Here is a 20157-nt window from a genome sequence, read left to right on the forward strand (position 1 = left end):
GTCCCGCCGTCGTCAACGGTCAGCCGACGTGCACCCACGGCCGCTTGGTGACATCCGGTTCGGCCTCGCGGAGGATCTCGCGCGTCACGGGGGCGATCTCGCCTTCGCCCAGCACCAGGAAGCGCAGGAGGTTCACGGCAGGGTTTCCTTCGGTCCAGCGGAAGTAGACGTGCGGCATCAGCCCGGTCACATCGCGGATGTGCAGGAGCACTGAGGCGATGGTGTTGGGCACAACCGGTCCATGGACTTCCAGGACGGCGAACCCGTGGCGCACCACACCCCGGACCTCCAAGGCCGTCTCGAAGTCGGAGGAATCGTCCACAGTGACTTCCAGGAACAGGGGCCGGTAATCAGAGGGAAAATGGCTTGCTTCGGTGGATGACGCCAGTTTCTGCCGGTAAGCGTCCGCCGACTGGCGAAGCGGTTCGTGGGCGATGATCCCGATGGGCCCGCTCAAGTTCTCCGCCATGAACTCCAGGGCCTGGGTGTCCAGCCGGACGTGCGTGGCGTGCAGTTCGAAGGACCGCAGCACCCTCGAGAGCAGCGAGATGCTGATGATCCCCAGGATGAAGAAGCCGGCAATCCGGATGCCTTCGGGACGTTCAAAGATATTGGCGACCGTTGTGTAGACAAACAGCACCGTGATGATGCCAAAGCCGATGGTCCGCTTGCGCTGCTGAAGCCGGCGGGCCGAGAGTGTCACGGCCACTGCAGCCGAGGTCATCAGTACCAGGACGCCGGTGGCGTACGCCCCGCCCTGGGCATCGACGTCGGCCTCAAACAGCCAGGTGATCAGGAACCCGATCAGCGTGAAGACAAGCACAAGCGGCCGGACTGCCTTCGCCCACGCCGGGGCCATGCCGTACCGCGGCAGGTACCGGGGGACAAGGTTCAGCAGGCCGGCCATCGCCGACGCCCCGGCGAACCACAGGATGGCGATGGTGCTCACGTCATACACCGTGCCGAAGCCCGGCCCGAGGTATTCGTGCGCCAGGAACGCCAGCGCCCTGCCGTTGGCTTGTCCGCCCGGCAGGAACTCGTCCTCGGGAATCAGGACAACCGTGGTGAAGCTGCTGGTCACCAGGAAGGAACTCATGATCACGGCGGCGGTGGTCAGCATCCGCCGGGTCCCCGTGATCCGCCCGGCCGGGTTCTCCTGGGTGTCGGCCGCGCCGCCGCGGACCTGCGGCATCACCGCCACGCCGGTTTCAAAGCCGGACAGCCCCAGCGCCAGCTTGGGGAAGACCAGCAGGGCGATGGCCACCGCCATCAGCGGATTCCCGTGGGAGGTGTTAAGAGTCTGCCACCAGTCACCGACGGCCACCGGATAGGCGGCTGCCTCCGCGAGCGACCTCGCGATGACCACCACGTTGAGCCCCAGGTACAGGACCACCAGCACAACGGCGACGCCGATGGCCTCCTTGAACCCGCGCAGGAAAACGGCAGCGAGCAGGGCAAGCAGGACCAGCGTTACGGCCACCTCCTGGCCGTGCAGGGCGTCCGGTGCAAACGGATTCTCGATCAGGTGTGCCGTGGCATCGGCGGCGGACAGCGTCATGGTGATCATGAAGTCGGTGGCCGCGAAACCCAGCAGCACCAGCACCAGGAGCTTGCCCCGCCACTTGGGGAGCAGCCGCTCCAGCATGGCAATGGACCCTTCGCCGCGGTGGCTCTCGCCGGCAACCCGGCGGTAGACGGGGAGGGCGCCGAACAGAGTCACGGCCACCAGGACAAGCGTTGCCAAGGGGGAGATGGCACCGGCAGCGAGCGCCGCGATGGCCGGCTGGTAGCCCAGCGTGGAGAAGTAGTCCACGCCGGTCAGGCACATCACCTGCCACCAGTGGTGCTTCTTTTGTTCGTCCGCGAGCCCGCCCGGGCCCTGATGGGTGCCCTTGGCATCCTCCAAACCATGCAGCAGCCAACTGCCAAGGGCCGCCTTCCGCGTCGCACGGAGTGCCGAGGGATCGGCAGGGGGTCTGCTCATGGAAGCCTTTCAGTCCGCGGCACAGCACCGCGGGCACAGCCGAATCTAGTACTGCCCACTCGCCCTGGAGCCAGATTCGGGCGGATCTTGACGCATCCTTAACGTCCGTATGACCAAGGCCACCAACCCCGGGAAGGCCCGCACGGGACGTGGGGATCCGGGTGGGAGAATGGCGGCATGGCACGGGAACGGATAGTCATTGGCCTCAACGGCAGCGATGACGCAGAACTGCTCATCCGGCGCGCCGCCAGGATTCTCGAAAGGACCGACGGCGGCGAGCTGGTGGCCGTCCACGTCCGCACCACGGGGGGTACCGCGGGCGAGTCTCCCCAGGTTTTGGAGGCACAGCGGCGGCTGGTCAAAGACCTGGGCGGAACCTACCACACCGTTTCCGCGACTGATCCGGCCCGGGCCCTCCTCGATTACGCCCGCAAGTCCAGTGCCACCCATATTGTTGTGGGGCAGTCCCGCCGCGGACCGCTTGCCGGTGTGCTGGCAGGGTTGTTCGCCGGCGGCACCGTGGAAGCCCGGGTGGTCCGCGGTGCGGGCGACGTTGATGTCCAGGTAGTTCCCCGCGTCCCGCCCCAGCGGAACGCACCACGCCGGCGGCCTGATCTGGGCCGCACCAGGGTTGCCATTGGCTTTGCGCTCGCTGCAGCCCTGCCCGCCCTGCTGCAGCTGCTGCTCGCAGCCTTCGACCACAGCGTTGCCACCGCCGTCCTAATCCAGCTTGCCGGCGCCGTTGCGGTGGCGCTGGTGGGCGGGTTGTGGCCTGCCGTGGTCGGCGCGCTGTGGAGCAGCGTGCTGGTGAACTACTTTTCCACGCCGCCCCTGGGGGACCTGGCGATCAGTGATCCCCAGGACTTCCTGTCCCTGGCCGTTTTTGTGGGAGTGTCAGTGGCAGTCGCCGGGGTGGTGGACGGGTCTGCCCGCCGGTCCAAGGAGGCTGCCCGCGCGCAGGCGGAGGCGGCGACGCTGGGCGACCTCGCCCTGGGCGCCTCGCGTTCGGAGGACACCCTGGACGGGATCCTGGCGGAGGCCCTGGACGTTTTTGGTGCCACCGGTGCCGGTGTGTACAGCAGCCGGGAGGGCACAGCGCAAGGTTCCGGTGCGACGTCGGGACCCTCCGGAGTCCGCGGCGCAGACGGCAGGATCTGGTCGCTAGTGGCCGGCGCGGGGGATATCGCCGGGTGGGAGCATGGCGTCACCGGACTGCCGGGCAGCACCGCGGAACCGGTCGACGCCGACACCCGGCTCGTGCTGTTCGGCCGGGAGGAGCCGGCAGTGGAAAGCCGGTTGCTGGGTGCGTTTGCGGTCCACGTGAAAGCCCAGCTGGAACGCCGCCAGCTGGCCGTCAGCCGGCGCGAGGTGCTGCGGCTGGCCGAAGGGAACTCCATGCGCACGGCGATCCTGCGGGCGGTGTCCCACGACCTGCGGACGCCCCTGGCGGGGATCAAGCTCGCCGCCGGTGGCTTGCTGCAGCGGACCGTCACCTATACGCCCGCGGAAGAACGGGAGCTGCTGGAAACCATTGACGAATGCACGGACCGGCTGGACCAGCTGGTGGGAAACCTCTTGGACATGTCAAGGATCACCGCCGATTCCGTCCGGCCGCTGCTGGGACCCGTGCGGTGGAGCGAGGTTGTTGCCCCGGCCCTGCGCGGGCTCCCGGACGGTACAGTCCGGGTGGAGCTGCCCGCCAACATGCCCACAGTGGAAGCCGATCCCGTGCTGCTGGACCGCGTGATCGCGAACATTGTGGAAAACGCCGTCAAATACGCGCCGGGTTCGGGGATCACCATCACCGGCACTTCCGACGGCATGGGGGCAGCCACGCTGGATGGCTATCCGTCCGGCGAACTGCGGATCATCGATCACGGCGCCGGTGTGCCCGCCGGGAAGGTGCTTGAGATGTTCCAGCCGTTCCAGCGGCTCCACGACCGGCCCCAGGCCACCGGAGTGGGACTGGGCCTGGCCGTCGCCGACGGGTTCGTCAGGGCCATGGGCGGCACGCTGACTGCACAGGAAACTCCCGGCGGCGGGCTCACCATGGTGCTCAGGCTGGCCCTTTCCACCGGCTCGCCGGGTGCGCGCCACGCGGCCGGCCAGCCGCGGCAGGAGGCCATATGAACACGGACCAGGCTGATTCTTCCGGCACGCAGGGCGGCCGCCGGACCAGTGTGCTGGTTGTCGACGACGATCCCCACCTGCTGAAGGCACTCCGGATCACGCTCCAGGCCCACGGCTACGCCGTGGAGTCAGCGTCCGACGGCGGCACCGCCTTGCGTGCCGCTTCCCACCGTCCGCCGGACGTGATGATCCTGGACCTCGGACTGCCGGACCTGGATGGAGCGGAAGTCCTGCGGGAACTCCGTCGGTGGAGCAACCTGCCCGTACTGGTGCTGTCCGCACGCCACGGCTCATCGGACAAAGTCGACGCCCTGGATGCCGGTGCAGATGACTACATCACCAAGCCGTTCGGACTCGATGAGCTGTTGGCCCGACTGCGGGCGCTCCTACGCCGCGTTCCGGATCCGGCGTCGGTACCCACGGTGGCCGCTACCTCCTTCACCGTGGATTTGGCCCAGCGGCAGGTCACGAGGGACGGGGACGTTGTCCGGCTGACGCCGACCGAATGGAACATCCTGGAACTGCTGGTCCGGAACCCTGCCCGGCTGGTGACCCAGCAGCAGCTGCTGCTGGACGTCTGGGGACCGGCCTACCAGACGGAAGCCAACTACCTGCGTGTGTACATGGCCCAGTTGCGGCGGAAGCTGGAGGCCGATCCCGGGAAACCCCGCCACCTCCTCACCGAACCTGGTGTGGGATACCGCTTTATGCCCTGAAAACTGCGGGGCATCAGGTTGCCGTGAACCCCTATGAAGGCGGTGGGAAGTGCGGCAGGATGTTGACTGTTCCGATTCCGTTTCAGTTCTGTACTTCAAGGAGAACCGGCCATGCCAACGACGCTCAACCCCTACCTTGGCTTCCGCGAGAACGCCCGCGAGGCGATGACCTTCTACCAGTCCGTCTTCGGCGGCGACCTGGCTCTCAGCACGTTCGGGGAGTTTCACGCCAGCGAAGATCCGGCGGAAGCCGACAAAATCATGCACGGCATGCTGACCTCCAGCAACGGCCTGGTCCTGATGGGGGCGGACACGCCGAACGGTATGGACCTCGCGACCGGCAGCTCCATTTCGGTTTCGCTCAGCGGCGACGACGAAGACGAACTGCGCGGCTATTGGGAAAAGCTGTCCGCCGACGGCGGCACGGTCACCGTTCCCCTGGAACCGGCGCCCTGGGGCGATATCTTCGGTATGTGCACCGACAAGTTCGGCACCGCCTGGCTGGTCAACGTCAATAACCCCGAGGCGACTCCCGCGACATAGGCGCCACGCATCAAACCGGGAGATAGCACGACGGAACAGCGGCGGGAAACCCGCCGCTGTTCCGTTTCTTCTTTATTTTTGGTGCTTTTTCGACAGTCCGAAGGTCACCAGGCTCAGATCCACTGGGGAGCTGCCGGTGCTTCGTCCAGCTGTGTTCCGTTGTGTGTTGCGGTGACGGCGTGGGTGCCGCGTCCGGTGGCCCATTGGGTGACGCCGGGCAGGGTTCCGGTGATGAGGGTTGGGTTCTGGGCGGTGGTGTCGCCGGATGTCAGGTCCGTGCCGGTGATGTTGATGAGCAGGCCGGTGTCGGTGCCGCGGGTTTTCCATGCTCCGGTGATGTCTTGCAGGAGCCGCTCGAGGACGGGCTCGGGGATGTCGGCGAAGCTGGCACCGTTGTCCAGGTCCACGGCGTGGGTCCAGACTTCGCGGGTACGCATCCACACGGTTTCACTCGCGGGGACGATGCGGCCCTGGGCCGTCCGGACCTGGTGGTGCCAGGCCTGGGCCGGGAGGTCGCGCCATTCGACGTTCAGGTGCACGGCGGAGTGGTCGAAGAGGTTCCGCAGCGCGATCGGGGAGAGAGTCGCCCCGAAGCTGATCTCGTGGTCCCGGACGTCGCTGGACGCATACATCGGTGTCTCCACCCCTGTGGCTGCCCATTCGATGAGCCGGGCGATGGCGCGGGCGTTGTAGCCGATGTGCGCGGCCACATGCCGGCGGGTCCAGCCCGGCAGCAGCGAATCCCCGTCGAGCTCCGCGTCGGTGAGTTCGTTGAGCGTCCGGGCGAAAAACGCGGTCCCGCGCCGGGCATGCAGCAGCGCTTCGAGCAGTTCCGGGTCCGTCGTCTGGTCCTGGCGGGCAACCATCAGGCTTCCTTGACCACGCGGTTGTTCAGCTGGCCCAGGCCCTCGATGGTGGTGACCAGGAGCTGGCCTTCCTGCAGGTAACGCCTGGGGTCCTGGGCGTGGCCCACCCCGCCCGGGGTGCCGGTGGCGATGACGTCGCCCGGGTTCAGGGTGATGATGGTGGAGATGTAGGAGACCAGGAATTCGGGGGTGAATACGACGTCGCCGGTGGGGGTGCTCTGTTGGACTTCCCCGTCCACGGCGCTGGTCATGAGCGGGCCGGCGGAGAATTCGTCCGTGGTGACCAGGGCGGGGCCGAACGGGGTGGATTTCTCCCAGGTTTTGCCCTGGAGCCACTGGACGGTGCGGAACTGGTAATCGCGCATGGACACGTCGTTGAGCACGGCGTACCCGGCGATGTGGTCCTTGGCGTCGGCCTCAGCGATGCGGCGGCCGGTCTTGCCGATCACGACGGCGAGTTCGGCTTCCCAGTCCACGGTGTCGGATTCCTGCGGGAGGGCCAGGTCATCGTTGGGCCCGATGAGGGATTCGGCGTACTTGGCGAACAGGGTGGGGTACTCCGGGACTTCCCGGCCCATTTCCTTGATGTGGTTGCGGTAGTTGTGGCCCACGCAGATGATTTTGCCCGGGGCCGGCACTACCGGGGCGAGGTCGGCGCCCTCAATCGGGTGGGTGGCGCCGTTGGCGGCCTTGGCGATGTTCTCCCAGGCAGGGTCTTTCAGGAGGGCCCCGACGTCGGCGAACCCGTTGATCTCGGTGAGGATGGTCCCGTCCTGACGGACAGCCACGGTGCTGGTGCTGCTGTCGTTGCCGTTTTCGGTGCGGAGGGTGAGGAGTCTCATGCGTTCTTGCGTCCTTCGGTGTAGGTGCGGTTGAAGTTCAGGCGTTCAAAGATGGGGGCGTCACTGAAGCGGAACAGGTCGAACCCGGCAGCCTCGTCGGCCTGCAGGGACCATTCGGTCCAGGACGGGACGACAAACAGGTCGCCCTTGGCCAGGGTCTTGGCCTCCCCGTTCAGGGTCGCGGTCCCGGAGCCTTCGAAGACCTGCCAGACGCTCGATCCGACTTCGCGTAGCGGCTCGGTGGCGGCGCCGGCGCGGAGGCGGTGGAACTCGGCACGGATCGTGGGCATCACGTCCCCGCCGGTGGTCGGGTTCGAGTACCGGACGGCGGCGTGGCCCTGGGAGACTGTGGCAGGGTGCCCCTCATCCTCGAGGAGCAGCTGCTCGCGCAGGGCAGTGTCAGTGTACTTCCACCGGTAGGCAGCGATGGGGGAGCTGGTGGTGCCATCCAGGCCGGAGAGCGGGCGGAGGCCGGGGTGGGCCCAGAGCCGCTCGGAGCGGGAGATGTCCGGGGTGGCTTCGTCGGTGACGCGCTCGGTGCCGAACTCGAAGAACCCGGCGTCGGCGTAGTGCACGAACGGGATGTCCAGGCCGTCGATCCAGGCCATGGGCTCATCGGTGTCGTTGTGGTGGCCGTGGAAGTTCCAGCCCGGGGTCAGCAGGAAGTCGCCGCGGGACATGCGCACCGGGTCGCCGTTCACCACGGTCCATACGCCTTCGCCCTCGACGACGAAGCGGAACGCGTTCTGGGAGTGGCGGTGTTCGGGGGCCGTTTCCCGGCCGCCCAGGTACTGGATAGCGGCCCAAAGCGTGGGAGTTGCGTAGGCGGTGCCGCCCAGGCCCGGGTTTGCCAGGGCAATGGCGCGGCGTTCGCCGCCCCGGCCCACCGGCACCAGGTCACCGGCGCGGGCAGCCAGGGGGTACAGGTCGTTCCAGCGCCACACATGCGGCACGGCTTTAGGGGTGGGGACCATCGGCATCAGGTCACCGATCTCGGTCCACAGCGGGATTAGGTTCTCACTCTTGAAATCCGCGTACAGCCGCTCCAGCTGGGCTGCCTCCTCCGGAGTCGGTTCCGGCAAGGCGTGGCTGTCGGCCACGGATTCATGAGTTGTGTTCTCGGCGCTGATGGACACGGGAGCCTCCTTGAGGGTGCGATGAGCGTTTGGGCGTACGAACGACTCTAGGGAGCGGAGTATGTGATCTCCAACATATTCTGCCTAACAGAATTAACGGGCAAGAGCCCCGGCTGCTGGATCAGTCCCTGTTGAAGGGGTTGGCGGCAATGTCGATTTCGAGCTGGCGCCGGGTCTCCATCATGACGCCAACCAGTCCTGCGTCGAAGAGTCGCCGGAACCTTGCCACCGGGGTGGCTACGCTCAACGCCCCAACGACGTCGCCGGCGCGGTTGTGCAGGGCCAACCCCAGGGCGCTGATCCCCTCCTCGGTACCTTGGAAGTTAGCGGCGAATCCATTGCCGCGGATGGTTTGCAGTTCCCGCAGGAAGGCCGGGTATTCGGCGTCGGGGATGTTGTCGCCGCCAATTTCCGCGTTGTTGCTGCGGAACAGCTGATCCACCATTGCGGGCTCAAGTTCTGCCAGCATGGCTTTGCCGCCGGAGGCCTTGTTGGCGGGCAGGACTATTCCTTGCCGGTCGCCCACGCGCAGTGCGGTGTTGCTCTCCACAGTCTCCAGGAACCTGACTTTGGTGCCCACCCGGATCATCAGGTTGACTGTTTCGTTGACCCGGGACGAGAGGATCTCCATGTGCGGCCTGGCCACTTCCCGCAACAGCCTTGACCAGCCCACCCCGGCGGGCCCGGCACCCATGGCCGGCCCGGGAACGTAGCGCCGGGTCTCATCCTGTACGGCAAAGCCCCGATACACCAGCATCGCCAGGAGCCGGTGGGCCGTCGACGGGGCGACGCCAAGCTCGAGCGCTGCATCCTTGAGCCGCAGGCTACCCCCGTCACGCAGGAGCTGCAGTAGCAGGAGGGCGTTGTCCACCGCCTCAATCGGATAGGTGGGCTTGCGCTGGGCGGTCAAATTCTGCATGACAGAATTATATAGGCGGGGTCGTGTGAGGTGGCCGACAGTAGTGGGATGAATCACACACCTCCTGCCACGGCGCAGGGCATCACAGGCGGCGCCGGCCTTGTTTCTTCTGGCGCATCGCGGTTCTCGAAGCAGTCCGCCATGGCTGTACTGGTCTGCTGGCTCCTGGTGGTCTTCGACGGGTACGATCTCATTGTTTACGGCACGGTGCAGTCGTCCCTCATCAATGACACCGGCTGGGGACTGACGAAGGCCACAGCCGGGACGGTCGGCTCGATGGCGTTCGTTGGCATGATGATGGGCGCCATCTTCGCCGGCAGGATGTCGGATACGTGGGGACGCCGCCGGACCATCATCGGCTGCGCAATTGTCTTCTCCATCTTCACTATCCTGTGCGCGTTCTCCCCGAACGCCATCGTCTTCGGTGCCCTCCGCCTGCTGGCGGGCATCGGCCTGGGTGGCCTCGTCCCCTCAGCCAATGCGCTCGTGGCAGAACTGGTCCCCACTAAGTGGCGTTCGACGGTCGCTACACTCATGATGTCCGGCGTGCCGATCGGCGGCTCCATCGCTGCACTGGTCGGGATCCCGATGATTCCCGCCTTCGGCTGGCCGGTGATGTTCCTGGTCGCCGTTTTGGCCCTGATCGTGGTCATTCCGCTGGGATTCCGCTACCTGCCTGAAACCCTGGCACCGTCCTTGCGCGGCGTCTCCTCCAACGCTGCAGCAACCCGGGAACCCGCCGGGTTCAGGTCCCTGCTCCGGGCGCCGTTCCTCAGCATGAGCCTGCTCTACGCCGGCGCCACCCTGGTGACCCTGTTCGCCTGGTACGGCCTCGGTACCTGGCTGCCGAACCTCATGCAGCTGGCCGGCTACAACCTCGGCTCAGCACTGACGTTTGCCCTGGCCCTGAATTTGGGCGCCGTAGCGGGATCCGTCATCACCGCCTGGGCCGGGACCCGGTTCGGCCCGATCCCGACGGCGATCGCTGCCGCCGGCGTCGCTGCTGCAGCGCTGCTGGTCCTGGTCACCGGCCCGCCCGTCGCGGTCGTTTACCTCATGCTGGTGCTGGCCGGCGTAGGAACCCATGGAACTCAGTGCCTCATCATTGCCGCCGTAGCCAGCCACTACCCGGCGCACCTGCGCGGAACGGCCCTTGGCTGGGCCCTCGGCGTCGGGCGCATCGGCGCCGTCGCGGCACCCCAGGTGGGCGGGCTGCTGCTCGCTGCCGGGCTCGGCGTCAACTCCAACTTCCTGGCGTTCGCCGGTGCGGCGGCCGTAGCCGCGGTCCTGCTGGCAGCCATCGCTATCAAGATCAAGTCCACTGGAAAAATCTCTGAAGGAGCCAGCAATGTCTGACCTGAAATCGTCCACTGAAGTCCTCGTTATCGGCGGCGGAATGGCCGGCCTCGCCGGAGCCCTGGCCCTGCGCGAGAACGGCGCCGAAGTGACTCTCGTGGAGCGTGCTCCCGAGTTTGGCGAAGTGGGCGCAGGCCTGCAGATGGCCCCCAACGCCTCACGGGTCCTCCAGCGCTGGGGCCTGCTGGAAAAAGCACTGGAAATCGGTGTCCAGCCCAAGCACCTGGTCTTCCGCGACGCCGTCACCGGTGAGGAGCTCACCCGGCAGGCACTCGGCGGCGAATTCGAAGAGCGCTATGGGGCACCGTACGTGGTGATCCACCGCAGCGACCTGCACCGGGTCCTGCTCGAAGGCTGTGAAGCGGCAGGCGTCAAGCTGGTCAACGATGTCATGGTGGAAAGTGTGGAAACCGTGAACGGCCGCGGCATTGCGCACACCGCCGTCGGCGTTGACTATGAGGCAGACGTCATCATCGGCGCCGACGGACTCAAGTCCACTCTCCGTCCGCTCGTTGCCAACGACGAGCCGGTTTCCTCGGCCTATGTTGCGTACCGCGGCACGGTGCCGATCACCGAAAACACGCCCAAGGCTGACCTGGAAGACGTCATTGTCTACCTCGGCCCGGACTGCCACCTTGTGCAGTACCCGCTGCGCAAGGGCGAACTGCTGAACACGGTAGCCGTCTTCAAATCGCCCTCCTTCGAACGCGGCGAAGAGCAGTACGGTGGCGTCGATGAGCTCCAGGAAGCCTACAGGGACTGCGTCCCGGCCGTTCAGGATGCCCTGAAGAATCTTGGCACCGCCATGCGCTGGCCCATGTACGACCGCGACCCGATCGAAAACTGGGTTGCCGGCCGCATGGTGCTGATGGGCGACGCCGCACACCCCATGCTTCAGTACCTGGCCCAGGGCGCCTGCCAGGCGCTCGAAGATGCTGCCGTGCTGCAGGAGGTCACCAACGGCACCGTCTTCACCGCCGACGGCGTCAACCCCGCAGCCTGGGATGATGCGATCAGGGAATTCAATACGATCCGCGCGGGCCGGACGGCCCGGGTCCAGCGGACTGCCCGTGTCTGGGGCGAGTCCTGGCATGTCTCCGGCCTTGCCCGCACGCTGCGGAACCTGCTGTTCAAGAGCCGGGCCGACAACAACTTCCAGTACAACGACTGGCTGTACGGCCAGGACCAGCCCGGAAGCCCCGCCCGCCCGGAAACTGCCAACGCGAAGACGCTCTCTGTCTAGAAGGCATTCTCTGTCCAAGAGTCCTTGAGGAGGGACTGCACGCAATGCAACGATTGATGCATGCAGTCCCTCCTCTATTTAATGTCCGGTATTTAGGGACCGGTCCGGGCCGGTCGGCGTGACGGAGTGTAGCCATGCGAAACGTCACCCTGTACCTGGACGTCGACGGCGTCGTTTGCCCGTTCGGAGCGACGGGCAAGACGCCATGGGGTTCCGGCTGGATACTTGCGAACGCCGGCATGCTCGAGGTGGCCTACGCGGGGGAGCTGGTTGATGGGCTCAACGCAATGGCCCGGTTGCCTGGAGTCCGGTGCGTGTGGCTCACCAGCTGGGAGGAGATGGCCGCGGAATACTTATCCCCTGCCATCGGACTTGCAGGCGCCCACTGGCCCTGCCTGACAGCGGATGGTGCCGGAACGGGGGAGGGCTGGTGGAAGCTTGCCGCCCTCCAGGAGGACCTGGTGGCCAACGCCCCGGATGGCATCGTGTGGATCGACGACCAGCTCCGCTATGAACAGGAAGCACTGGCGTGGGCCGGATTCCTGGGCCCACGCATCCTCACGGTGTCGCCCGATCCGCGCCGGGGAATCTCTCCCGCCGAACTGGCCGCCGTAGGTGGGTTTGTCACGGAGCAGCTGTTCTTGACCTGATGCCATGGACGCGTACGATCGATAGGGTTTCACGCCGGTTCTGTTAACTCCACAGGTCATTTCACATGAACTGTAAGTGAATTATGCGTTGCAGGGCGCGGCGGGTAGTGGAACTGCTGAACGTCGACTCTGCAGATTGGGCAACAGGTGGATATCACCTTTATGGTGGCGCTGGTCATCGGACTGGCATTATTTTTCGACTTCACAAATGGATTCCATGACACCGCGAATGCGATGGCTACGCCCATCGCCACCGGTGCCATTAGACCGAAGACCGCTGTGACGCTTGCCGCAATCCTGAACCTGGTCGGCGCCTTCCTCTCGACGGAAGTGGCTAAAACAGTCTCCGGCGGCATCATCCGGGAAGGCTCGGACGGTGTCCAGATCACGCCGGACATTATTTTCGCCGGCCTTATGGGCGCCATCCTCTGGAACATGATCACCTGGCTCAAGGGACTGCCGTCGAGCTCATCCCATGCACTCTTCGGCGGGCTGATCGGCGCGGCCATCGCCGGCATCGGGTTCAATTCCGTGAACCTGGAAACCCTGCTGCAGAAGGTCATCCTGCCCGCCATTTTCGCCCCGCTCATTGCCGGCCTTGTGGCGTACCTCTGCACGCGGCTCGCGTATGCCTTGACGTCCCGGCACGATCCTGAAACCGGCAGCAAGTTGACGCAGAAGCGGGGCGGGTTCCGCACTGGCCAGATCTTCACGTCCAGCCTCGTGGCGCTGGCCCACGGAACCAACGATGCACAAAAGACCATGGGCATCATCACCCTGGTGCTGATTTCCGCCGGCACCCAGTCCCCGGGTTCGGGCCCGCAGTTCTGGGTCATCACGGCATGCGCCCTGGCCATCGCCGTCGGCACCTACGCAGGTGGCTGGCGCATCATCCGGACCATGGGTTCCGGGCTCACCGAGGTCAAGCCTGCCCAGGGATTCGCAGCCGAGACCAGCACCGCCTCTGCCATCCTTGCGTCTTCCCACCTGGGTTTCGCCCTGTCCACTACCCAGGTGGCGTCCGGGTCCGTCATCGGGTCCGGCATGGGCCGTAAGGGCACCACGGTGCGGTGGAACATGGTGGGCAAGATCGCCTTGGGCTGGCTGTTTACACTTCCAGCCGCCGGCGTTGTGGGCGCGCTGACCGCGCTGCTCGTGAAGACCGGCGTGGTGGGTGTGGTGATTGCCGCCGTCGCCGGTACCGCCGCGGTGCTGTTTATGTTCGCCTACTCCCGCAAGTCGGCGGTGGGCCACCACAATGCCGTGGAAGTCGAAGAAGCGGGCCAGGCCGTCCGCTTTGCTAAGAAGAAAGCCTTCGCCCGGGCCCGCGCCAAGGCGAACCAGCACAAGGATGTTCAGCGATGAAGTGGTTGGAACTCTTGACAGTGGCCGGCGCCACCCTGGTGTCCGCAGTAACGGTTGTGGTCCTGTATTCGCTGGGCGTGCGGCTGACGGCCATCGCCGGTGACGCCCGGCAGGCCTCACCCCGCGCCAAACGCTACCTCGCCTACGCCTGCTTTGGCCTCTGCGGCATGGCTGTGATGTTCGGGCTGTACCTGATCATTCCTTACTTCAGCAAGTAGCCCTTCAGCCCTCCACACCGCAGGGCTACTCTGGTTCCATGTCCAGGATCCAGTATTTTGTCGCGGCCTCCATCGACGGGTTCATCGCCACAACGAAGGATGATCTCGCCTGGCTTCTTGAGTTCGACGGCTTCGAGGGCGGCAAGGAAAGCTACGAAACCTTCATGGCCGGCGTCGGCTGCATTGTTATGGGCGGCGAGACGTATGCATGGCTGATGGAGCACGAACCCGGCAACTGGCCGTACCCTTCCACACCTTGTTATGTGTTTACACGGCACGAGCACGTTGCCCCGGCCGGCACGGACATCACATTCGTCCGCGGTCCCGTCGAGGAGTTCATCCAGGACTTCCAGGATCACGCCGGCGGGAAGAACGTCTGGGTGGTGGGTGGCGGCAACCTCGCTGCGCAGTTCGCCAACGCAGGACTGCTGGATGACCTCATCCTTTCTGTCATCCCCGTGGTCCTGGGCGACGGCAAACGGCTGCTGCCATTGGAGGGCCCGACGTCGCCACTTGAGTTGACGGCGTCCCGCACCTTGGGACGGGGCATAGTGGAGCTCCGCTACACCTTCACGTCCCCGGTTCCGGCCGGTTAGGGAGCTGGCCGCCTGAGGCGCTTAAGCGTCCGCGGGCTCGTTGTCCCGCAGCATGTTGGTGATGCGTGCGGTGGAGAGGCGGCGGCCTTGTTCGTCGGTCATCACGATTTCGTGCGTTGTCAGTGTCCGGCCCAGGTGGATCGCGGTGCACGTACCTGTCACGGTGCCCGCGGCGATTGCACGGTGGTGGGTGGCGCTCACTTCAATGCCCAGGGCGTGCCTGCCTGCGCCTGCGTGCATCCCGGCGGCGAAGGATCCCAGGGTTTCGGCCAGCACCACATGGGCGCCGCCGTGCAGGATGCCTGCCACCTGGGTGTTCCCTTCCACCGGCATGGTGGCCACCGTTCGTTCCGGGCTCATCTCGAGGAAGTGGATCCCCATCTTCACCACCAGGGCACCGATGCCCAGGCTGCCGAGCCAGTCGTGGAGGTGCGCCGGGATGCCTGCTGTGACCAATTCCTCAGTGAAGGGCCCGGGCGTGAAATTGTCCATCATGGGAACTAGGCTGGCACCTGTGAGTGAAACTACCAAACCGGCCCCCTTCCCGTCCGAGACCGCAGTGCTTGACGCTGATGCTGCCCTGCAGGACATCAACGTCCTGCCGGCCGGAGGCCAGGTTTCCGCCACGGAAGCCCCCGTGGTTCCCATCACCGGACAGCCGCGGCTCCTGGTGCTGGATGGCCACTCGATGGCGTTCCGCGCGTTCTTCGCCCTGCCGGCGGACAAGTTCTCCACCGCCAATGGTCAGCACACGAACGCCATCCACGGCTTCACGTCCATGCTCATCAACCTGATCAAGGAACAGAAGCCCACCCACATTTGTGTCGCCTTCGACGTCTCGGATGACACCACCCACCGCAAAGCCGAGTACAGCGAGTACAAGGGGGGACGCAACGAAACGCCCCGTGAGATGAGCGGCCAGATCGACCTCATCGACAAGGTCATGGGCGCCTGGGGCATCAAAACCATCAAACTGCCCGGCTATGAAGCCGATGACATCCTGGCGGCCCTCGCCGCCATGGGGGAAAAGGCCGGTTTCGAGGTGCTGCTCGTCTCGGGCGACCGTGACGCCTTCCAGCTGATCACGGACAACGTTTTTGTGCTGTACCCGCGAAAGGGCGTCAGCGACATTCCCCGGATGGACGCGGCAGCCATCCAGGAAAAGTATTTTGTGACGCCCGCCCAGTATTCGGACCTTGCCGCTTTGGTGGGGGAGACCGCGGACAACCTCCCGGGCGTTCCGGGCGTCGGCCCGAAAACCGCGGCCAAGTGGATCAACCTTTACGGCGGTCTTGAGGGCGTCCTCGAGCACCTGGATGCGATCGGCGGCAAGGTGGGCGATGCCCTCCGGGAAAACGTGGAGGACGTCAAACGCAACCGACGCCTGAACAGGCTCCACACGGATCTCGAACTTCCGCTCACCCTGGATGATCTCGCGGAACCGCGGCCGGACGAAGCCGCGCTGGAGGCTTTGTTCGACGAACTTGAATTCAAGACCATCCGTTCCCGGCTCTTTGCCCTGTACGGCAGCGAGGACGTGGAATCTGCGGAGCGCGAAACCATCGCCGCGCCGGACTTCGTGATTCCCGGCGGGGCCGCCGAGCTGGGTGCCTTCCTGGCGGCGGGCGCTGGCAAAACGTCGGCAGTCGCCGTCGACCTGGTGCCCGGGCGGATCGGCGAGGACGCCGCCGCACTGGCCATCGTCCGTGACGATGCCGCCGTCTATCTTGACCTCGCCGCGCAGGACGCCGCCGCCGAAAACGTCCTGGCGGACTGGCTGCGCGATGAAAGCTCGTTAAAGGTCTTGCACGGCTACAAGGCCGCGTTGAAGGCCCTGTCCAGCCGTGGCCTGGGACTGGAAGGCGTGGTGGATGACACGTCAATTTCCGGATACCTCATCCAGCCGGACCGCCGCACGTATGAACTCGCCGAGTTGGCCCAGCACCACCTCAACGTCAGTGTTCCGTCCGAGGCCTCCAAGGCGGGCCAGCTGGAGCTGGCGTTCGACGGCGACGACGCCGCCGCTGCCGGCGCGCTGGTCCAGGTGGCGGCCGTGGTCCAGGCCCTGAGCCGGCACTTCGCATCAGAACTCACCGAACGCAAGGCGGGGGACCTGCTGACCACCCTGGAACTGCCCGTCAGCCGCGTGCTGGCCGACATGGAAACCGCGGGCATCGCCATCGACCTGCCGCGCATGGACGAGCAGATCGCCGATCTGGCCAAGGTGATCGACAACGCGCAGGAGCTTGCCTTCGCCGCGATCGGCCACGAGGTTAATCTTGGATCGCCCAAGCAACTGCAGGCCGTGCTCTTTGACGAACTCCAGTTGCCGAAAACGAAGAAGATCAAGTCCGGCTACACCACCGATGCCGCGTCGCTGAAGAACCTGCTGGAAAAGACCGGGCACGAATTCCTGGTCCAGCTGATGGCGCACCGGGAGTCCTCGAAGCTGCGCCAGATGCTGGAGTCGCTCAAGAAGTCCGTGACGGAAGATGGCCGGATCCACACCACCTACGCGCAGAACGTGGCAGCGACGGGCCGGATCTCCTCCAACAACCCCAACCTGCAGAACATCCCCATCCGCAGCGAGGAAGGCCGTCGCGTCCGCGGGATCTTTGTGGTCAGCGACGGCTACGAGTGCCTGCTGTCCGCGGACTACTCACAGATCGAAATGCGGATCATGGCGCACCTTTCGGGCGACGCAGGCCTGATCCAGGCCTACCAGGACGGCGAAGACCTCCACCGGTTTGTGGGCTCGAACATCTTCCACGTGCCCACCGAAGAAGTCACGAGTGCCATGCGCTCCAAGGTCAAGGCCATGTCCTACGGCCTCGCCTACGGCCTGACCTCGTTTGGCCTGTCCAAGCAGCTGGAAATTTCCGTGGACGAGGCCCGCACCCTGATGAAGGACTACTTCGACCGGTTCGGCGCGGTCCGGGACTACCTTCGCGGCGTGGTGGACCAGGCCCGGGTGGACGGCTACACGGCCACCATCGAGGGGCGACGCCGCTACCTGCCGGACCTCACCAGCACGGACCGGCAGCTGCGCGAAAACGCGGAGCGCATTGCGCTGAACTCACCCATCCAGGGATCGGCCGCAGACATCATCAAACGCGCCATGCTGGGTGTGCACGCTGAACTGGCGGCGCAGGGCCTGAAGTCCCGCATGCTCCTGCAGGTCCATGACGAACTGGTCCTCGAAGTCGCCGCCGGCGAGCGTGTTGCGGTGGAGAAGCTCGTCACCGAGCAGATGGGCTCCGCCGCGGACCTCAGCGTCCCGTTGGATGTCCAGATCGGTGTGGGCCCCAGCTGGTACGACGCCGGCCACTAGGCTGCTGGGAACGGGCTGCCGGGAACGAATGGGCGGGGCGCGATGGACAAGTACGACGTCAAGAAACAGTTCAAGGATCTGTACGCGCCCCGGGCCCGGGACTTCGAGGTGGTCACCGTCCCTCCCCTGAGCTACCTGATGCTGGACGGGCAAGGTAATCCGGGGACGGCCCCCGCCTACGCCGCCGCCCTCGAGGCCCTGTATTCGGTGTCGTACGCCGTCAAGTTCGCCAGCAAGCACGCGGGCCGGGACTACGTCGTCGGGCCGCTGGAGGGCCTATGGACAGCAGACGATCCGGACGCCTTCACCAGGGGTGAGAAGGACAGCTGGAAGTGGACCATGATGATCCATCAGCCAGGCTGGATCGGCGCCGCCGATGTGCAGGACGGTATCGCGGAGGCGGCGGCGAAAGACGCTCCGGGGCTGGACCTGCTCCGCCTTGAGACCCTCGATGAAGGCCTCTCGGTGCAGATCCTGCACATCGGCAGCTACGACGACGAGGCCCCCACGTTGCGCCGCCTGCACAGTGAGTACATGCCGGCCAACGGTTTCGGATTTGCCGGCCTGCACCACGAGATCTACCTCAGTGACGCGCGGAAGGTGGCACCGGAAAAGCTCAAAACCATCCTCCGGCAACCCGTGCGGCGGCTCTGAGGCATTTCCCTGCGGCTCTGCGGAACTTCCTGCCTGCGGGCGTGTTGCTGCTGGCCAGGCCCTGGATTCATTGGTTAGGGTCGGCGGTGTGGCTGAACTGAGTGATGACTACGAAATCCGGCGCTTCCCAGCGGCATCCAAGGGCGAGGCGGGTTATCCGGACGCCGAATCATGGGTGAAGGCGGTCGCATTTGGCTTCCATGAATCCACGCGGACACCGGAGCATGTTGCCAAGTCCTTGGAGACCTACGCAGCTGACCGGCGGATCTTCACCGGCGCCTACCAGACGCGGGAAGTTGCGCCTGGGTCGCTCCCCGCGAACGTACCGGTGGCAACCTTCGGCACCCTGCGCAAAACACTCAACATCGGCTTCGGCCGGCTGCTGGAAACGCAACTGGTCACAGCTGTGACGGTCCGGACCTCACATCGGCGGCGCGGCTTGCTGCGCCGGATGATGTCCGAGGACCTGGCCATGGCGAAAAACGATGGCCTGGCAATGGCCGCCCTGACAGCGTCAGAAGGCTCCATCTATGGGCGCTTTGGCTACGGCGTGGCCAGCTTCGAACGGACCGTGAAAGTGGACACCACCGCCCGTTTCCGGCTCAACAATCACGCCGTCGGTACCGTGGACGTCGCGGACCCGCGAGTGCTGCTGGATCTGGCCCCGGAGGTTTTCGACCGCGTGCACCGCCTGACGCCGGGATCGATTGGCCGTCAGGACTGGTATCGCCAGCTTGCTTCAGGGTCCTTGGGCCGCGAGGGCAAGGAAGATCCTGCCGTCAAGGCGGCACTGCACTACGGCCCCGACGGCGCCGTGGACGGCTACGTCTCTTACAAATTCCTGGGCTGGGACACCGAGCCCTACACCATGCAGGTGGTGGACCTCGTGGCGGCCACGAACGAGGCCTACCTGGAGCTCTGGCAGTTCCTGGCCGCCATCGACCTGGTGGAACGCGTCACGTGGGACGAAGCACCGCTGGATGACCCGCTCACGTGGGCACTGGCCGATCCCCGCTGCATCGACTCCTCAGACAGCCGGGACATGCTCTGGCTCCGCATCCTGGACGTGGCCCAGGCGCTGGAAGCCCGTCATTACCCGCTGGACGGCAGACTGGTGCTCGAGGTGCAGGACCCGCTTGGTCTCACGGCGGGAACGTTTGCCGTGGACGTCAGCGGCGGCGAGGCCGCCGTCGTGCGTCCGGTAGCTGCGCAGGATCCGGACTTGACGCTGGATGTCTCCGCGCTGTCATCCATCTACCTCGGTGCTGTCAGCCCGGTGACGCTGACGGCGGCGGGCCGGATCCGTGAACACACCCAGGGCGCGGCGCTCCGGGCCCGAGGGATGTTCGCGGTGGAACGCGCCACGCACTGCCTCACGCACTTCTGAGCCCCGGCATTGCAGGCACGCTCGGCCAGGGCCGGTCGTTGCCATGCGCTTTGACCCTCGTTGGCCGCTGCGACTAGAATAAGTGGGCGCGTACTACGTGCGCGTTTCTAGAATCCACAAATCAGGAAGACCCGGAAGATCCCTGTGATCGCCCGAAGACCTGCGCCTGCGTTCCATAACGCGGGCGCGGCGGTTTGCCTGACCGACTAACTATCCACAAC

General features: G+C 65.6%; 18 protein-coding genes. 12 read left to right on the forward strand and 6 right to left on the reverse strand.

Annotated features, from left to right (window positions below; all coding sequences use genetic code 11):
• Positions 1-19: 19 nt before the first annotated feature.
• A complete protein-coding gene (locus CXR02_RS07490) occupies positions 20-1984 on the reverse strand; it encodes an amino acid transporter (protein WP_104061393.1) in 1965 nt (654 codons plus the stop codon).
• Positions 1985-2161: 177 nt separating this feature from the next.
• Between CXR02_RS07490 and CXR02_RS07495 the strand changes: the two genes are divergently transcribed.
• From CXR02_RS07495 to CXR02_RS07505, 3 genes are all read left to right on the forward strand, one after another.
• Positions 2162-4114, forward strand: a complete 1953-nt coding sequence (locus CXR02_RS07495; RefSeq protein ID WP_104061394.1) for a DUF4118 domain-containing protein — start codon at positions 2162-2164, stop codon at positions 4112-4114.
• Positions 4111-4830, forward strand: a complete 720-nt coding sequence (locus CXR02_RS07500; RefSeq protein ID WP_104061395.1) for a response regulator — start codon at positions 4111-4113, stop codon at positions 4828-4830. Before CXR02_RS07495 ends, CXR02_RS07500 begins: the two co-directional genes overlap by 4 nt.
• A gap of 111 nt (positions 4831-4941) precedes the next feature.
• Complete coding sequence (locus CXR02_RS07505) at positions 4942-5373, forward strand: VOC family protein (RefSeq protein ID WP_104061396.1); 432 nt, start codon at positions 4942-4944, stop codon at positions 5371-5373.
• 113 nt (positions 5374-5486) lie between these two features.
• Here CXR02_RS07505 and CXR02_RS07510 read toward each other — a convergent pair whose 3' ends face one another.
• The 4 genes from CXR02_RS07510 to CXR02_RS07525 all read right to left on the reverse strand — a co-directional run bounded on the left by CXR02_RS07510 (position 5487) and on the right by CXR02_RS07525 (position 9136).
• Positions 5487-6239, reverse strand: a complete 753-nt coding sequence (locus CXR02_RS07510) for a maleylpyruvate isomerase family mycothiol-dependent enzyme (RefSeq protein WP_104061397.1) — start codon at positions 6237-6239, stop codon at positions 5487-5489.
• Positions 6239-7081 (reverse strand): fumarylacetoacetate hydrolase family protein, encoded by an 843-nt coding sequence (locus tag CXR02_RS07515; protein ID WP_104061398.1) that lies wholly within the window; start codon positions 7079-7081, stop codon positions 6239-6241. The genes CXR02_RS07510 and CXR02_RS07515 overlap by 1 nt, the downstream gene beginning before the upstream one ends.
• Complete coding sequence (locus CXR02_RS07520; protein WP_104061399.1) at positions 7078-8217, reverse strand: cupin domain-containing protein; 1140 nt, start codon at positions 8215-8217, stop codon at positions 7078-7080. Before CXR02_RS07520 ends, CXR02_RS07515 begins: the two co-directional genes overlap by 4 nt.
• Positions 8218-8338: 121 nt before the next feature.
• Entirely contained in the window at positions 8339-9136 is a 798-nt protein-coding gene (locus tag CXR02_RS07525; RefSeq protein ID WP_104061400.1) for an IclR family transcriptional regulator, read from the reverse strand.
• Positions 9137-9184: 48 nt separating this feature from the next.
• Between CXR02_RS07525 and CXR02_RS07530 the strand changes: the two genes are divergently transcribed.
• The 6 genes from CXR02_RS07530 (at position 9185) to CXR02_RS07555 (ending at position 14564) form a co-directional block, all read left to right on the forward strand.
• Complete coding sequence (locus CXR02_RS07530) at positions 9185-10492, forward strand: aromatic acid/H+ symport family MFS transporter (protein WP_104061401.1); 1308 nt, start codon at positions 9185-9187, stop codon at positions 10490-10492.
• Positions 10485-11735, forward strand: coding sequence for an FAD-dependent oxidoreductase (locus CXR02_RS07535; RefSeq protein WP_104061402.1), 1251 nt, complete (start codon positions 10485-10487; stop codon positions 11733-11735). The genes CXR02_RS07530 and CXR02_RS07535 overlap by 8 nt, the downstream gene beginning before the upstream one ends.
• A 134-nt stretch (positions 11736-11869) precedes the next feature.
• The gene (locus CXR02_RS07540) at positions 11870-12385 is read left to right on the forward strand and encodes an HAD domain-containing protein (protein ID WP_104061403.1); all 516 of its coding nucleotides are present in this window, start codon (positions 11870-11872) and stop codon (positions 12383-12385) included.
• A 147-nt stretch (positions 12386-12532) separates the two neighbouring features.
• Complete coding sequence (locus tag CXR02_RS07545) at positions 12533-13750, forward strand: inorganic phosphate transporter (protein WP_104061404.1); 1218 nt, start codon at positions 12533-12535, stop codon at positions 13748-13750.
• Positions 13747-13968 carry a hypothetical protein gene (locus CXR02_RS07550; protein ID WP_104061405.1) on the forward strand — a complete coding sequence of 74 codons (222 nt, stop codon included), beginning with the start codon at positions 13747-13749 and terminating at the stop codon, positions 13966-13968. The genes CXR02_RS07545 and CXR02_RS07550 overlap by 4 nt, the downstream gene beginning before the upstream one ends.
• Before the next feature lie 38 nt (positions 13969-14006).
• Positions 14007-14564 carry a dihydrofolate reductase family protein gene (locus CXR02_RS07555; RefSeq protein WP_104061406.1) on the forward strand — a complete coding sequence of 186 codons (558 nt, stop codon included), beginning with the start codon at positions 14007-14009 and terminating at the stop codon, positions 14562-14564.
• Between the two features lie 21 nt (positions 14565-14585).
• Here CXR02_RS07555 and CXR02_RS07560 read toward each other — a convergent pair whose 3' ends face one another.
• The gene (locus tag CXR02_RS07560) at positions 14586-15059 is read right to left on the reverse strand and encodes a hotdog fold thioesterase (RefSeq protein WP_181037162.1); all 474 of its coding nucleotides are present in this window, start codon (positions 15057-15059) and stop codon (positions 14586-14588) included.
• 19 nt (positions 15060-15078) lie between these two features.
• Between CXR02_RS07560 and polA the strand changes: the two genes are divergently transcribed.
• The 3 genes from polA to CXR02_RS07575 all read left to right on the forward strand — a co-directional run bounded on the left by polA (position 15079) and on the right by CXR02_RS07575 (position 19936).
• Entirely contained in the window at positions 15079-17895 is a 2817-nt protein-coding gene (gene polA, locus CXR02_RS07565) for a DNA polymerase I (RefSeq protein ID WP_104061408.1), read from the forward strand.
• A gap of 42 nt (positions 17896-17937) precedes the next feature.
• On the forward strand, positions 17938-18549 hold the full coding sequence (locus tag CXR02_RS07570; RefSeq protein WP_104061409.1) for a GyrI-like domain-containing protein: 612 nt from the start codon (positions 17938-17940) through the stop codon (positions 18547-18549).
• A gap of 97 nt (positions 18550-18646) precedes the next feature.
• The gene (locus tag CXR02_RS07575) at positions 18647-19936 is read left to right on the forward strand and encodes a GNAT family N-acetyltransferase (RefSeq protein WP_104061513.1); all 1290 of its coding nucleotides are present in this window, start codon (positions 18647-18649) and stop codon (positions 19934-19936) included.
• Positions 19937-20157: the final 221 nt, after the last annotated feature.

It is taken from the genome of Arthrobacter sp. 4R501 (genome assembly GCF_002929755.1).
Lineage (GTDB): Bacteria > Actinomycetota > Actinomycetes > Actinomycetales > Micrococcaceae > Arthrobacter.

Bases quoted from the DNA above. Each gene is read 5' to 3' on its own strand.
- CXR02_RS07560 (WP_181037162.1), bottom strand. From the start codon at position 15,059: ATGATGGACAATTTCACGCCCGGGCCCTTCACTGAGGAATTGGTCACA.
- CXR02_RS07555 (WP_104061406.1), top strand. From the start codon at position 14,007: ATGTCCAGGATCCAGTATTTTGTCGCGGCCTCCATCGACGGGTTCATC.
- CXR02_RS07515 (WP_104061398.1), bottom strand. From the start codon at position 7,081: ATGAGACTCCTCACCCTCCGCACCGAAAACGGCAACGACAGCAGCACC.
- CXR02_RS07525 (WP_104061400.1), bottom strand. From the start codon at position 9,136: ATGCAGAATTTGACCGCCCAGCGCAAGCCCACCTATCCGATTGAGGCG.
- CXR02_RS07550 (WP_104061405.1), top strand. From the start codon at position 13,747: ATGAAGTGGTTGGAACTCTTGACAGTGGCCGGCGCCACCCTGGTGTCC.
- CXR02_RS07490 (WP_104061393.1), bottom strand. From the start codon at position 1,984: ATGAGCAGACCCCCTGCCGATCCCTCGGCACTCCGTGCGACGCGGAAG.
- CXR02_RS07570 (WP_104061409.1), top strand. From the start codon at position 17,938: ATGGACAAGTACGACGTCAAGAAACAGTTCAAGGATCTGTACGCGCCC.
- CXR02_RS07495 (WP_104061394.1), top strand. From the start codon at position 2,162: ATGGCACGGGAACGGATAGTCATTGGCCTCAACGGCAGCGATGACGCA.
- CXR02_RS07500 (WP_104061395.1), top strand. From the start codon at position 4,111: ATGAACACGGACCAGGCTGATTCTTCCGGCACGCAGGGCGGCCGCCGG.
- CXR02_RS07530 (WP_104061401.1), top strand. From the start codon at position 9,185: ATGAATCACACACCTCCTGCCACGGCGCAGGGCATCACAGGCGGCGCC.
- CXR02_RS07505 (WP_104061396.1), top strand. From the start codon at position 4,942: ATGCCAACGACGCTCAACCCCTACCTTGGCTTCCGCGAGAACGCCCGC.
- CXR02_RS07510 (WP_104061397.1), bottom strand. From the start codon at position 6,239: ATGGTTGCCCGCCAGGACCAGACGACGGACCCGGAACTGCTCGAAGCG.
- CXR02_RS07535 (WP_104061402.1), top strand. From the start codon at position 10,485: ATGTCTGACCTGAAATCGTCCACTGAAGTCCTCGTTATCGGCGGCGGA.
- CXR02_RS07540 (WP_104061403.1), top strand. From the start codon at position 11,870: ATGCGAAACGTCACCCTGTACCTGGACGTCGACGGCGTCGTTTGCCCG.